This window comes from Streptomyces albidoflavus (assembly GCF_000719955.1).
Lineage (GTDB): Bacteria > Actinomycetota > Actinomycetes > Streptomycetales > Streptomycetaceae > Streptomyces > Streptomyces albidoflavus.
Window position 1 is genome coordinate 436,328 of record NZ_JOII01000006.1, and the last position, 13,674, is coordinate 450,001.

The window sequence follows — 13,674 nt, forward strand, 5'->3', positions numbered from 1 at the left end:
GCGACCCGGGGAGACGGCGTGGAGATCCTGGCATTCGGCGTGCAGGACGACGAGCGGCCGCTGATCGAACGGGCCTTCGCGGGCGAGCACGAGGTGCGCTGCGTCGACGTCTTCCTCAACCGGGACACCGCCGCCATCGCCCGCGGCTACGAGGCCATCTCCACCAGCGTCAACGCCGACCTCGGCGGCCCCGTGCTCCAGACCCTGGCGGCGGGCGGCACCCAGTTCATCGCGCAGCGTTCCACCGGCTTCAACAACATCGACCTCGACGTCGCCGAACGCCTCGCCCTGACCGTCGCCCGGGTCTCCTCCTACTCGCCGTACTCCGTCGCCGAGTTCGCCTGGACCCTCGCGATGGCCGTCAACCGGCGCATCGTCCGGGCCGCCAACCGCACCCGCGACTTCGACTTCCGGCTGGAGGGGCTGATGGGCCGCGACCTGCGCGGCCGCACCGTCGGCGTGATCGGCACCGGCCGCATCGGCGAGGCGTTCACCCGGATCGCCCACGGCTTCGGGATGAACCTGCTGGGCTGGGACATCGCGGAGAACCCCGCCTGCCGCGAACTCGGCATGCGCTACGTCGAGCGCGAGGAGCTGTTCCGCGAGGCCGACGTGGTCAGCCTGCACGTCCCGCTGCTGCCCGCCACCGAACACCTCGTGGACGCCCACGCCCTCGACCTGATGAAGGACGACGCGATCCTCGTCAACTCCAGCCGGGGCGGCCTCGTCGACACCCGCGCCCTGGTCGACGTCCTGCGCGCCGGCCGCCTCCTCGGCGTCGGCCTCGACGTCTACGAGGCCGAGGCCGGGCTCTTCTTCTACGACAAGTCCCTCGACGTGGTCACCGACGACGTGCTGGCCCGCCTGATGACCTTCCCCAACGTCGTCGTCACCTCGCACCAGGCGTACTACACCGAGGACGCCGTCACCGAGATCATCGACACCACCGTCCGCAACGTCCGCGACTACGTCGCCGGACGCCGCAGCGAGAACGTCCTGGTCCCGGCCCTCCCGCCGCGCTGACCCGTGCCGGGGGCCGCCACCGTGGGGCGGCCCCCGGCCCCGGCCGCCTCAGCCCGCCTGGACCGGCACCCCCGCCAGCAGCTCGGCCACCAGCGCCGGGCCGCGCAGCGACAGCACCGACTCCGGGTGGAACTGCACCGAGGCGAACCCCGGCCCGCGCAGCGCGTGCACCTCCCCGGCCGCGTCCCGGCTCACCTCGACCCCGTGCGCCGCCAGCTCCGTGGCCGCCTCGTCGTCGCAGGAGGCCACGTAACTGTTGTAGAAGCCGACCGTCTCCCACCGCCCGAACAGATCGATCGCCACCTGCGCCCCCTGGTACGGCACCCGCTTGCGGACCAGCGGCAGCCCCAGTTCGGCGGCGATCAGCTCATGGCCCAGGCAGACCCCGAGCACCCCGCGTCCGCCGTGCCGCGCGTCCAGCACGTCCGCCGTCACCTCGCGCAGCAGCCGCATCCGGGGATCGGCCGGGTCCGAGGGGTCGCCGGGACCGGGGCCGAGCACCACCGTCCCCCGGTGCGCCGCCACCGCCTCGCGCAGCCCCGGCTCGTCGAACCGGCGCACCGTCGTCCGGTGCCCCGCCGCCCGCAGCACATGGGCCAGCATCGAGGTGAAGGTGTCCTCGGCGTCCACCACCAGCGCCTCCCCGGCCACCGGCGCCACGGGCTCGCGCATCCGCAGCCAGAACGGGGAGAGCCGCTCGCGGCGGGCGTCCAGCGCCGCCCGCACCCGGATGTCGTCGGCGAACCGCACCGGCGCCGGACCCGCCTTCGGCCTGGCCGGCCGCACCCCGAGCGCCGCCAGCACCCCCGCCGCCTTGGCGTGCGTCTCGGCGACCTCGCCCGCCGGGTCCGAGCCCCGGACCAGGGTGGCGCCGACCCGGACCTTGACCAGCCCGGCGGCGTCGACGTCGGCGGTGCGGATGAGGATCGGCGAGTCCAGGCTCTGGGCGCCCGAGGCGTCGGCGGAGAGCAGGGCGAGGGCGCCCGCGTAGTAGCCGCGCCCGCCCGGCTCGTACCGTTCGATGACCCGGCAGGCGTTCTGCACCGGCGAGCCGGTCACCGTCGCCGCGAACATGGTCTGCCGCAGCACCTCGCGCACGTCCAGGGTGGAGCGGCCGCGCAGTTCGTACTCGGTGTGCGCCAGGTGTGCCATCTCCTTCAGCCGGGGGCCGACCACCACCCCGCCGAGGTCGCCGACGGCGCACATCATCTTCAGTTCCTCGTCGACCACCATCGACAGCTCGTCGCGCTCCTTGGCGTCGTCGAGGAAGTCCAGCAGCCCCTGTGCCGTCGGGCCCTCGGCCGGGTAGCGGTAGGTCCCGCTGATCGGGTTCATCACCACCGTGCCGCCCGCCTCGTCCCGGCCGCCGCCCGACATCCGCACGTGCACCTCCGGGCTGGCCCCGACCAGGGTCCGCTCGCCGGTGTGCACGACGTACGTCCAGTAGGCGCCCCGCTCCTGGTCCAGCAGGCGGCGGAAGAGGGCCAGCGCGTCGGCGGGCGCGTACCCCTCGATCCTCCCCTCCCAGGTGCGGCTGATCACGAAGTTGGCGCCCTCACCGCCGCCGATCTCGTCCGCGACGACCCGGCGGACCACCTCCTCGTACGCCCCGTCGCCCAGGTCGAAGCCGCCGTCCGCCACCTCCACCGGGTGAGCGGGAAGGGCGGCCAGCGCCTCCTCCACCGGCATCCGGTGCACCGCGTCGGCGTGCAGCACCACCAGCCCGGTCGCGTCGTCCCGCACGTCGAAGCCGCGTTCGCGGATCTGCCGGAAGGGCACCAGGGCGAGGGCGGGGCGTTCGTCCACGGGCAGGTCCGCGAGGTGGTCCACCTCACGCACCGGTCCGGTCAGCACCTCCACGGTCCGCCCGTCGAGGCCGGGGGCGGAGCGCCGCAGCAGGGCGAAGGGCGGGGCGCCCGGCGCGGTCAGCCGGGACAGGTCGAAGGGGGCCTCGGGCGGGGTGGGCGATGTCGGGGACAAGGGGGTTCCTTTCCTCGGATGAGGTGGGAGGAACGGCCCCGGACATGCGGAAGGCCGCCCCTCGGGGCGGCCTGGGTGAAGTCTGAGCGCGTCAGTCAGCGGGCCGCCGGATGAGCGGTCCACCACCAGTTCTGGGTCTGCTGCGCAGTCATGGGGCGGATCGTAGCGCACCCGCCACCGCCACGGGGTGCACTTGCGTGGCAGTGTGTCGCTCGTCCCACACTGTGGGCAGGGCGCCGGACGCCCCGGGCCGAGGCCGTACCCTGACTCTCGTGACATCGACTGTTGAGAACTCAGCTGCCCGTGTGCCGTCCTGGCGAACCCTGCCTGCCGCGCAGCAGCCCGAGTATCCCGACCAGGAAGCCCTGGCGCGGGTGGTCACGGAGCTGGAGTCCTTCCCGCCGCTCGTCTTCGCGGGCGAGTGCGACCAGCTGCGGGCCCGTCTCGGTGCCGTCGCCCGGGGCGAGGCGTTCCTCCTCCAGGGCGGCGACTGCGCGGAGTCCTTCGACGGCGTGGGCGCGGACGACATCCGCGCCAAGGTCAAGACGCTCCTCCAGATGGGCGCCGTCCTTACCTATGCCGCCTCCGTACCGGTGGTGAAGGTCGGCCGCATCGCCGGCCAGTACTCCAAGCCGCGCTCCAAGCCCACCGAGACCCGCGACGGCGTGACGCTGCCCACCTACCGGGGCGACTCCGTCAACGGCTTCGACTTCACCGAGGCGGCCCGGGTCCCCGACCCCGAGCGCCTCAAGCGGATGTACCACGCCTCCGCCTCCACGCTGAACCTCGTGCGCGCCTTCACCACCGGCGGCTACGCCGACCTGCGCCAGGTGCACGCCTGGAACCAGGACTTCGTGAAGTCCTCCCCGTCCGGCCAGCGGTACGAGAAGCTCGCCCGCGAGATCGACAACGCGATGAGCTTCATGCGGGCCTGCGGCGCCGAGCCGGAGGAGTTCCGCACCGTCGAGTTCTACGCCTCCCACGAGGCGCTGCTCCTCGACTACGAGACGGCGCTGACCCGCACCGACTCGCGCACCGGCCACCTGTACGACGTCTCCGGCCACATGGTGTGGATCGGTGAGCGCACCCGGCAGATGGACGGCGCCCACATCGAGTTCGCCTCCAAGGTGCGCAACCCGATCGGCATCAAGCTCGGCCCCACCACCACCCCGGAGGAGGCGCTGGAGTACATCGAGCGTCTCGACCCGGAGCGGGAGCCCGGACGGCTCACCTTCATCGTGCGGATGGGCGCGGACAAGATCCGCGACCGGCTGCCCACCCTGGTGGAGAAGGTCACCGCCTCCGGCGCCCAGCCGGTCTGGGTCACCGACCCGATGCACGGGAACACCTTCGAGGCCGCCTCCGGCCACAAGACCCGGCGCTTCGACGACGTGCTCGACGAGGTCAAGGGGTTCTTCGAGGTCCACAAGGAGCTGGGGACGCACCCCGGTGGGATTCACGTCGAGCTGACCGGTGACGACGTGACCGAGTGCGTCGGGGGCGGGGACGAGATCTTCGTCGACGACCTTCACCAGCGGTACGAGACGGCCTGCGACCCCCGGCTCAACCGGAGTCAGTCGCTGGACCTCGCCTTCCTGGTGGCGGAGATGTACCGGGGGCAGTGACCTCCGGTCCGGTTTCGCGTGGGGCTCGGCTTCGGCTGGGCCCCACGCCCGTCTGTGGGGTGGCCTCAAGCGCCGGCCGGGCTTGGTTGGCCTCAAGTGCCGGCCGGGCTGAGGTGGGTCTGCTTCGTCCGGACCGTGCCGGTCAAAGATGGCCTCAAACGCCGGCCGGGCTTGAACTGCGGCCTCAGACGCCGGCCGGGCTTGAAGTGTGGCCTCAGACGCCGGCCGGGCTGGGTGTGGCGGCCGGGCTGGAACTGTGTCGGCCGCGGGGAAGTGGTTGTGGGGGAGTGGGGCGCGGGTCGGGCTGTGATCCGCGCCCCACCGGTGTACCCGGGGTGTCCCGTGTATCGCGTGGTGGGTAAGGTTAGGTTAGCCTCACCGAAGGGTCGGTTCGATCGGTCGGTTCAGGGCCGTCCGACCGCCGTATCTCCGGGGAGGTGAACCGCGTGTACGTCTGCTCCTGCTTCGGCATCACCGAGGAAGAAGTCAGGGCGCGTGCGGCCGCGGGCGCCGGGACGCCGCGCAGTATCGCCTCCGCCTGCAAGGCCGGGACCGACTGCGGCTCCTGCGTCCGCCGCATCCAGGCCCTGCTGGGCCGGGGCGCCGCCCCCCGCCGCCATGCCGCGGGGTGCCGGGCCGTCGCCGGGAGCGCCGCGCCGCTGGACGAGGCGGCCTGAGCCAGGCGGTCCGTACCGCTCAGCTGTCGGGCTGCTCGATCTGCTGGGCGATGTACAGCGCCTCACCCATCTTCTCGATGATCGCCAACTGCGCTTCGAGATAGTCGATGTGGTGCTCCTCGTCCTCCAGGATCTCCTCGAAGAGCCGCCGCGAGGTGTGGTCGCCCTTGGACCGCATCACCTCGATGCCCCGCTTGAGCCGGTCCACCGCCTCCAGCTCGATCTGCATGTCCGCCTCGAACATCTCCGTGACCGTCTGGCCCACCCGGACGTGGAAGAGCCGCTGGTAGTTGGGGAGGGCGTCCAGGAAGAGGATGCGCTCGGTGAGCTTGTCCGCGTGCTTCATCTCGTCCATGGACTCGGCACGCGTGTACTTGGCCAGCTTGTACCAGCCGTTGTTGTCCTGGATCCGGTAGTGCAGCCAGTACTGGTTGATCGCCGTCAGCTCGGCGGTCAGCTGCTCGTTGAGAAACTCGATGACCTCGGGATCGCCCTGCATGGCAAGGGCTCCTTCCAGGGTGCGGACGGGGCAGGAATGCGCGCATCCTCGCAAAGCCGTGACCCCTGGTCCAGTAAGTGCAGGCTTAGTGGCAGATGCCCGAATCGGGACCGCCCTGGTCATTTCCGGCTGCCCGGGTCTGTCAGGATGGAAGGCATGGGACAGCCGGAAAGCCGCGAGGCGCAGCAGCCACAGCTCCCTCCCGGACAGCGGCTCCAGCGCGGGTGGCCGGTCACCCATTACGGGCCCGTGCCGCGCTTCCGCCCCGACCGCTGGGAGTTCCGGGTCTTCGGTGCCACCGCCGAGCAGGGCAAGCACACCTGGACGCACGACGAGTTCACCGCCCTGCCGTACACCACCGTCGTCGCCGACCTGCACTGCGTGACCAAGTTCAGCATGCTCGACGCCGAGTGGGGCGGGGTGCTGGCCCGCACCGTCGCCGAGGCCGCGCCCCCGGCCGGCCACGTCACCCACGTCATGGTCTGGGCCGAGTACGGCTTCAGCTCCAACCTGAGGCTCAGCGACTTTCTCGACGAGCGCACCGTCTTCGCCACCCACAAGGACGGCGAACTCCTCACCGCCGAACACGGCTTCCCGCTCCGCCTGATCGTCCCCCACCTGTACGCCTGGAAGGGCCCCAAGTGGGTGCGCGGCATCGAGTACATGACCGCCGACCGGCGCGGTTTCTGGGAGGAGCGCGGCTACCACAACACCGGCGACCCCTGGCGGGAGCAGCGCTACTCCTACCAGGAGGAACCGGGGGACGGCCCCGGGCTGTAGGGGCTCGTCCGGGGGGTGCCCCGCCCTCAGCCGCCCTGCGCCGCGTCCCGCAGCTCCTTGAGCCGGGCCACGTCCGCGGTGTGGCCCTCCTTGCCGCCCGGCGTCTCGATGACCAGCGGCACCCCGGCCACCGCCGGATGGCCCAGCAGCTCGCCGAACGGGTCCGCGCCGATCGAGCCCGAGCCGATCGACTCGTGCCGGTCCTTGTGGGCGCCCGCGACGTCCTTGGAGTCGTTGGCGTGGATCAGCCGCAGCCGGCCCTCGCCGACCGTGGCCACCAGCGCGTCCAGCGTCTCCTTCACCCCGCCCGGCGCCGCCAGGTCGTGGCCGGCGGCGTGGATGTGGCAGGTGTCCAGGCAGACGCCGAGCTTCGGATGCCGCTCCAGCACGTCGAAGTACGGGCCGAAGTCGGCGACCTCGGCGCAGAGCGAGGCGCCCTGCCCGGCCGTCGACTCCAGCAGCAGGTACGGGTCCTCGTCGCCCAGCTCGTCCAGGAGCGGCAGCATCAGCTCACGCGCCTGGGCCAGCGCCGTCTCGCGGGAGCGCCCGCCGGTCGCCGAACCGGTGTGCACGACGACGCCGAGGGCGCCGATCTCCCGCCCCCGGCGCAGCGAGTGCCGCAGCGAGTCCACCGACTTCGCGGCGGTCGCCTCGGTGTGCGAGCCGAAGTTGATCAGGTACGGCGCGTGCACGTACGCCGGTATCTCCCGCTCGGCGCAGAGCCGGCGGAACTCCTCGTCCTGCTTCGGGTCGCCGGCGGGGGTCGCCCAGCCGCGCGGGTTGGCGACGAAGACCTGCACCGCCTCGGCGGCGAGGTCCTGGGCGTAGGCGAGGCCGGTCTTCGCGAGGCCGCCCGCGACGGGGATGTGGGCACCGATGCTGCTCTTGTTCACGAGGTCAAGGGTCGCACGGCGGGGAGCGTTGCCCGCCGAACGGCCCTGAGGCCCCGGAACCCTGAGGTCAGCGGACCCGGATGGTGATCTCCGATCCGCGCGGAGCGGTCTCGCCGCCCTCGACCGACTGGTCCCACACCGTGTCGCCGAAGAACCAGCGGGAGACGTCGACCTTGAACCCGGCGCCCTCCAGCGTCTTCCGCGCCTCGTCCTCCTTCTGCCCGGTCACGTCCGGGACCTCGACCAGGTCCGGGCCCTTGGAGAGCGTCAGCTCCACCTCGCCGCCCTTGGCCAGCTCCGTCCCGGGCTTCGGCGACTGGGCCGCCACCGCCCCCTTCTCGTGCTCGGAGAAGATCCGCTCGTCGGCGGTGCTCACCTTCAGCCCGGCCTCCTTCAGCGCCTCGGTCGCCTTCTGGAGCGAGGAGCCCGCCACGTCCGGCACCTCCACCGGCGCGCCCTTGCTGACCACCAGCGCCACGGCCGAGCCGCCGCGCCGCTCGGTCCCGGCGGACGGGTCGGTGCTGACCACCTCGCCCTTGGCGACGGAGTCGCTGAACGCCCGGGTCACCATCCCCGGCTCCAGCCCGGCGTCCCGCAGCCGCGCCTTGGCCTTGTCCAGTGCCATCCCCTCGACCCGGGGCACCGTCACCTTGCGCGGGCCGAGCGAGACGGTCAGGTTCACCGAGCCGTTGCCCCGCACCCGCTCGCCGGTGCCCGGGTCGGTCTTCGTCACCGTGCCCCGGTCGGCCGTGTCGCTGTACGCCTTGTCGACGCCGCCCACCTTCAGCCCGGCGTCCGCCAGCCGCTGCCGCGCCTCGTCCTCGGTCTTGGCCAGCAGCGGCGGCACCCGCGTGAACTGCCCCGAGTTGATGTACCAGACGCCCGCGCCCACACAGAGCACCAGCAGCACCGCGACCAGCGCCGCCAGCCCGCCCTTGCGCCGGTTGCCCAGGCGGCGGCGCGGGGCCGGGGGCTCCGGCGGGGCGGCGGCCAGCACGCTGGTGCGCTGCACGCCGTCGTTGTCGGTGGGCCGGGCCGGGGTCGAGAAACGGGGGATGACGCTGGTCCGGTCCTCCGCGATGCTGCGGTCGCCCTCCAGCGCCGCCGGGGGCACGGCGTCCAGCGCCGCGTCGTCCAGCGCCGCCCGCGCGTCCCGGGCCAGTGCCAGCAGGGCCACCGCGTCCTCGGGCCGGCCCTCGGGCGCCCGCGAGGTGGCCACCGCGACCAGCCGGTCCAGCTCCGGACCCAGGTGCGGCACGGCCGCCGACGGCGGCGGCACGTCCTCGTTCAGGTGCCGGTACAGGACCTGCGCCGGGGAGTCCCCGGAGTGCGGGCGCCCGCCGGTCAGCATCTCGTAGAGCACCACCCCGCAGGCGTACACGTCCACGCGGGCGTCGGCGACGTCGTCCTGCTCGATCTGCTCCGGCGCCAGGTACGAGACCGTGCCCAGCACCGCGCCCGTGGTGTTCGTCACCGTGTCCACGGCCTTGACCAGGCCGAAGTCGGCGACCTTCACCCGGCCGTCGTCGCCTATCAGGACGTTCTCCGGCTTCATGTCCCGGTGCACGAACCCGGCCCGGTGGGCCGCGCCGAGCGCCGCCAGCACCGGCTCCAGCACGTCCAGCGCCGCCCTCGGCGTCAGCGCGCCCCGCTCCCGCAGCACGTCCCGCAGGGTGCACCCCGGCACGTACTCCATCGCCAGATAGACGTACGCGCCCTCCGCGCCCTGGTCGAAGACGCCGACCACGTTGGGGTGGGAGAGGCGGGCCACCGAGCGGGCCTCGCGGATGAAGCGCTCCACGAAGGAGGCGTCGGCGGCCAGCTCCGGATGCATCACCTTGAGCGCCACCACCCGGTCCAGGCGGGTGTCCAGGGCCCGGTAGACCGTGGCCATGCCGCCGACGGCGATCAGCGCGTCGACGCGGTAGCGCCCGTCGAGCACCAGCCCCAGCGGGGCGGTGCCCGCGGGCCGGGGCGAAGTGTCGGGAAGCGGCGTATCCACGCCCCGGAGTCTACGAGCCACGCGGACCCGCCGAAGACTCCGGAACCGACCGCAGCCAAGCTGTGACGCCCTGGTCACCGCCGTGCGGCCGTCCCCGTCCCGGCGACCGCCCGGTCAGAACGCGGGGCGCTCAGGATCGAGGCGCGCCACGCCCTCCACCGGCGACGACGCCCGCGCGAAGTGGCGGCGCGGGATGCGCCCCGCCCGGTACGCCAGGCGGCCCGCCTCCACCGCGTGCCGCATCGCCGAGGCCATCAGCTCCGGCTCCTGCGCCCGGGTCACCGCCGAGGCGAGCATCACACCGGCGCACCCCAGCTCCATCGCCAGCGCCGCGTCCGAGGCGGTCCCCGCGCCCGCGTCGAGGATCACCGGGACCTGGGCCCGCTCGACGATCAGCTCGAAGTTGTGCGGGTTGCGGATGCCGAGCCCCGACCCGATCGGCGAGCCCAGCGGCATCACCGCCGCACACCCCGCCTCCTCCAGGCGCCGCGCCACCACCGGGTCGTCGTTGGTGTACGGCAGCACCGTGAACCCGTCGTCGACCAGCACCTCGGCCGCCTCCAGCGTCTCCACCGGGTCCGGCAGCAGGGTCCGCTCGTCGGCGACGACCTCCAGCTTCACCAGGTCGGTGCCGAGCGCCTCGCGGGCCAGGCGGGCGGTGAGCACCGCCTCGCCCGCCGTGTAGCAGCCGGCGGTGTTGGGCAGCACCTGGATCGCCAGGCGCTCCAGCACCGAGAGGACCGAACCGGCCACCCCCGGGTCCAGCCGCCGCATCGCCACCGTCGTCAGCGTGGTGCCCGAGGCGGTCAGCGCCCGCTCCAGCACCTCCAGACTCGGCGCCCCGCCGGTCCCCATGATCAGCCGGGAGCCGAACTCGGTCCCCCCGATCGTGAACGTGTCGTCCGCCACGGTCAGCCTCCCTGCACAGCGGTGAGCACCTCGACGCGGTCACCCTCGCCGAGCACGGTCGCGGTCCACGCCCCGCGCGGCACCACGGCCTCGTTGACGGCCGCCGCCACCCCGCGCGGCGCCGAGGTCAACTCCGCCACCAGCGCCTCCAGCGTCGTCCCGGCGGCCAGCTCACGCCGCTCGCCGTTGACGGAGACGGCGTACGTCCCCGCCTCGCTCCTCGTGCCCTCGGCCGTCATCGGGCCCCCTCCTGGACGGGCGCGGCCTCGAACCGCCGCGCGGTGAAGGCGTCCGCGTACCCGGGCAGCTCGCCCGTGGTCAGCACGTCCGCCAGGACGTCTCCGGTCACCGGGGTGAGCAGTACCCCGTTCCGGTGGTGGCCGGTGGCCAGGTGCAGCCCCGGCAGGGCGGTCGGCCCCAGCAGCGGCGCGTTGTCCGGCGAGCCCGGCCGCAGCCCCGCCCGCACCTCGGTGAACGGCAGCTCGGTCAGGCCCGGCACCAGCTCGTGGGCGTCCCGCAGCAGCTCGTAGACGCCGCCGGCGGTCACCGTGGTGTCCCAGCCCAGCTCCTCGGTGGTCGCCCCGATCACCAGCTCGCCGTTCTCCCGGGGCACCAGGTACACGTGGCTGCCGCGCACCACCGCCCGCACCGTCCGGCCGAGGAACGCCGCGCCGCGCCGGTACGCCTCGGGCACCGCCAGCCGCACCACCTGGCCCTTCACCGGCCGCACCGGAACCGCCACCTCCTCGGGCAGCCCCGCCAGCAGCCCGCTGCGGCTCCCCGCCGCCAGCACCGTCTGCCCGCCCTCCACGAGCGAGCCGTCGGCCAGCTCCACGCCCACCGCCCGGCCACCGCGCACCACCAGCCGCCCGGCGGTGGACCGGCACCAGACCACTCCGGCCCGCTCGCACGCGGTCACCAGCGCCGAGGCGAGCCGCCGCGGATCGATCTGGTGGTCCCCGTCGACCCGCAGACCGCCCCGGACCCCCGGCGCCAGCATCGGCTCCAGCCGCCGGCACTCCCGGCCCGACAGCCACTCCGACTCCAGCCCCGACCGGAGCTGCAACGCGTGCAACTCCCGCAGATACGCCCGGTCGTCGGCGTCCAGCGCCACCGCCAGCGTGCCGCAGCGCCGGTACCCCAGCTCCTGCCCGCTCGCCTCCGCCAGCTCCGCCGCGAAGGCCGGATAGCGCTCGGCCGACGCCAGGTTCAGCGCCAGCAGCCGCTCCTCGCCGAAGTGCAGCTCGGTCACGGCCGCCAGCATCCCCGCCGCGACCTGAGCCGCGCCGCCGCCCGGAGCCGGGTCCACCACGGTCACCGTCAGCCCCCGCTGGGCCGCCCGCCACGCCGTGACCAGCCCGACGATCCCGCCACCGGCCACCACGACGTCCCGCCCCCCACCCGCCGCGTACGCCGCCGTCGCCCCCGCGACCTCGGCGGCGGGCACGGCCCCGGGCCCCACCGGAGCCCCGGACGTGGCCGCACCCGTCCCCTCGTCAACCCTGCTGTCGCTACTGCTGTGGCTGCTGCTGTCCATGGGCTCCCAGCCCCTCCCTTCGCCGGCATGACCCGGATCAGGTACGTACGGTCGGAGGCCGCAGCCTCCCTCTCAGCCCGGTCCGCCGGACTCCCGCGATTGGTCTGCGGCCAGCCTAGACCCCTGCCCGGCCCGCCCCGCCGCCCGCCCGGAGATCTACAGTGGCCCGGTGAGCGAGACGCAGCAGGAAGATCCCGGCGTGGTGGTCGTCGGCGCGGGCATGGCCGGGGTGCAGACGGCGGTGGCGCTGCGCGAACAGGGGTACGAGGGCCCGGTGACGCTGCTCGGCGCCGAACCCCATCCGCCCTACGACCGGCCGCCGCTCTCCAAGGCCGTCCTGCTCGGCACCGCCGAGGGCTCCGCCTTCGACGTGGACTTCGAGGGGCTCGGCATCGGGCTGCGGCTCGGCGTCGCCGTCACCGGGGTCCGCCCCGCCGCGCACCTGGTCGACACCGACGCGGGCCCCGTCCCGTACACCGCCCTCGTCCTCGCCACCGGCGCCGAACCCCTCGCCCTCCCCGGCACCCAGGACCACCCCGCCGTCCACCTGCTGCGCACCCTCGACGACGCCACCCGGCTGCGGCCCGTCCTCGCCGACCGGCGCACCGTCGTCGTGGTCGGCGCGGGCTGGATCGGCGCCGAGTTCGCCACCGCGGCGCGGGAGGCCGGGTGCCACGTCACCGTCGTGGAGGCCGCCGAGCGGCCGCTCGCCGGGGCGCTGCCCGCGGAGGCGGCCGAGCCGATGGCCGCCTGGTACGCCGAGCAGGGCGTCGAGCTGCTCACCGGCGTGGCCGTCTCCCGGGTCGAGGACCACGGGGTGCGGCTCGCCGACGGGCGGCTGCTGCCCGCCGACGCCGTCGTCGTCGGGATCGGGGCGCGGCCCGCCACCGGGTTCCTCGCCGGTTCCGGCATCGCCCTCGACGCCCACGGGGCCGTCCTGGCGGACGGGCTGCTGCGGGCCTCCGTCCCCGACGTCTACGCGGTCGGGGACTGCGCCTCCTTCCCCTCGGCGCGGTACGGGCGCCGCCTCCTCGTCCACCACTGGGACAACGCCCTCCAGGGACCCCGCACCGTGGCCGCCGCCCTCACCGGGCAGGAGCCCGCCCCCTACGACCCCGTGCCCTACTTCTGGTCCGAGCAGTTCGGCCGCTTCGTCCAGTACGCCGGCCACCACGCGCCCGAGGACCGCCTCGTCCACCGGGGCGACCCCCACGCGGCCGCCTGGTCCCTCTGCTGGCTCTCCCCTGCGGGGGCGCTGCGCGCCGTCCTCACCGTGGGGCGCCCCCGTGACCTCACCCAGGGCCGCAAACTCATCGCCTCCGGCGCCCCCTTGGCCCCCTCCCGCGTCGCCGACCCCACCGTCCCCCTCAAGTCGACCACGGCCTGACCCCCCACCTCCCGGCTGCGCCGCCTCTGGAGCTGCCGGTGCCGGTCACCGATCAGCCTCAATCGCCGGCCGGGCTCAAAGGATGGCCTCAAGCGCCGGCCGGGCTTGAAAGGCGGCCTCAAGCGCCGGCCGGGCTCGGAAGGTGGCCTCAAGCGCCGGCCGGGCTGGTTCTTGGCTGGGCTCCGCCCCGACCTGTCCGGCCGTGACCGTGCCGGTCAAAGACTGGCCTCAATCGCCGGCCGGGCTGTAGGGGTTCGCGGTTCCTCCGGTGCGTGGGTGGGGTGGGGCCGCGCCGGGGTACCTCCTCACAAACTGCAGGGTGCGGGGTCAATTGGAGTATGGCGGCCGTGTGTGCAGTTTGC

The 13,674-nt window shown here is 73.9% G+C and carries 13 protein-coding genes and 1 riboswitch; of the genes, 5 read left to right on the forward strand and 8 right to left on the reverse strand.

Features of this window, described 5'->3' with window-relative positions; all coding sequences use genetic code 11:
• The first annotated feature begins 18 nt into the window (after nt 1–18).
• Entirely contained in the window at nt 19–1,023 is a 1,005-nt protein-coding gene (locus tag IF45_RS0109760) for a 2-hydroxyacid dehydrogenase (RefSeq protein ID WP_003947614.1), read from the forward strand.
• A 48-nt stretch (nt 1,024–1,071) separates the two neighbouring features.
• Here the strand turns inward: IF45_RS0109760 and IF45_RS0109765 are convergent, their stop codons facing one another.
• Both IF45_RS0109765 and IF45_RS34390 read right to left on the reverse strand, forming a co-directional pair.
• On the reverse strand, nt 1,072–3,003 hold the full coding sequence (locus IF45_RS0109765) for an anthranilate synthase family protein (RefSeq protein ID WP_030306820.1): 1,932 nt from the start codon (nt 3,001–3,003) through the stop codon (nt 1,072–1,074).
• Between the two features lie 95 nt (nt 3,004–3,098).
• Nucleotides 3,099–3,155, reverse strand: coding sequence for a trp operon leader peptide (locus IF45_RS34390; protein ID WP_107104582.1), 57 nt, complete (start codon nt 3,153–3,155; stop codon nt 3,099–3,101).
• Nucleotides 3,156–3,308: 153 nt separating this feature from the next.
• Here IF45_RS34390 and IF45_RS0109770 point away from each other — a divergent pair, with 153 nt between their 5' ends.
• Together IF45_RS0109770 and IF45_RS0109775 are read left to right on the forward strand one after the other, a co-directional pair.
• Nucleotides 3,309–4,628, forward strand: coding sequence for a class II 3-deoxy-7-phosphoheptulonate synthase (locus IF45_RS0109770; RefSeq protein ID WP_008410433.1), 1,320 nt, complete (start codon nt 3,309–3,311; stop codon nt 4,626–4,628).
• A gap of 437 nt (nt 4,629–5,065) precedes the next feature.
• The gene (locus IF45_RS0109775; protein WP_003947611.1) at nt 5,066–5,305 is read left to right on the forward strand and encodes a (2Fe-2S)-binding protein; all 240 of its coding nucleotides are present in this window, start codon (nt 5,066–5,068) and stop codon (nt 5,303–5,305) included.
• 19 nt (nt 5,306–5,324) lie between these two features.
• On the opposite strand, the gene bfr is transcribed toward IF45_RS0109775, so the two are convergent.
• Nucleotides 5,325–5,804: a bacterioferritin gene (gene bfr / locus IF45_RS0109780; protein ID WP_008410429.1), complete on the reverse strand. Its 480-nt coding sequence runs from the start codon at nt 5,802–5,804 to the stop codon at nt 5,325–5,327.
• A 156-nt stretch (nt 5,805–5,960) separates the two neighbouring features.
• Here bfr and IF45_RS0109785 point away from each other — a divergent pair, with 156 nt between their 5' ends.
• Nucleotides 5,961–6,584, forward strand: a complete 624-nt coding sequence (locus IF45_RS0109785; protein ID WP_003947609.1) for a sulfite oxidase-like oxidoreductase — start codon at nt 5,961–5,963, stop codon at nt 6,582–6,584.
• A gap of 26 nt (nt 6,585–6,610) precedes the next feature.
• Here the strand turns inward: IF45_RS0109785 and IF45_RS0109790 are convergent, their stop codons facing one another.
• The 5 genes from IF45_RS0109790 to thiO form a co-directional block, all read right to left on the reverse strand.
• On the reverse strand, nt 6,611–7,477 hold the full coding sequence (locus IF45_RS0109790; RefSeq protein WP_003947608.1) for a deoxyribonuclease IV: 867 nt from the start codon (nt 7,475–7,477) through the stop codon (nt 6,611–6,613).
• A 67-nt stretch (nt 7,478–7,544) separates the two neighbouring features.
• Nucleotides 7,545–9,479 carry a Stk1 family PASTA domain-containing Ser/Thr kinase gene (gene pknB, locus IF45_RS0109795; protein ID WP_370443946.1) on the reverse strand — a complete coding sequence of 645 codons (1,935 nt, stop codon included), beginning with the start codon at nt 9,477–9,479 and terminating at the stop codon, nt 7,545–7,547.
• A gap of 114 nt (nt 9,480–9,593) precedes the next feature.
• Nucleotides 9,594–10,388 (reverse strand): thiazole synthase, encoded by a 795-nt coding sequence (locus tag IF45_RS0109800; RefSeq protein ID WP_008410424.1) that lies wholly within the window; start codon nt 10,386–10,388, stop codon nt 9,594–9,596.
• A 2-nt stretch (nt 10,389–10,390) separates the two neighbouring features.
• On the reverse strand, nt 10,391–10,627 hold the full coding sequence (gene thiS, locus IF45_RS0109805) for a sulfur carrier protein ThiS (RefSeq protein ID WP_003947605.1): 237 nt from the start codon (nt 10,625–10,627) through the stop codon (nt 10,391–10,393).
• Nucleotides 10,624–11,850, reverse strand: a complete 1,227-nt coding sequence (gene thiO, locus IF45_RS0109810; protein ID WP_030306824.1) for a glycine oxidase ThiO — start codon at nt 11,848–11,850, stop codon at nt 10,624–10,626. The genes thiS and thiO overlap by 4 nt, the downstream gene beginning before the upstream one ends.
• 70 nt (nt 11,851–11,920) lie before the next feature.
• Nucleotides 11,921–12,032: riboswitch (TPP riboswitch) on the reverse strand.
• Between the two features lie 92 nt (nt 12,033–12,124).
• Here thiO and IF45_RS0109815 point away from each other — a divergent pair.
• Entirely contained in the window at nt 12,125–13,312 is a 1,188-nt protein-coding gene (locus IF45_RS0109815) for an NAD(P)/FAD-dependent oxidoreductase (RefSeq protein ID WP_030306826.1), read from the forward strand.
• The last annotated feature ends 362 nt before the right edge of the window (nt 13,313–13,674 follow it).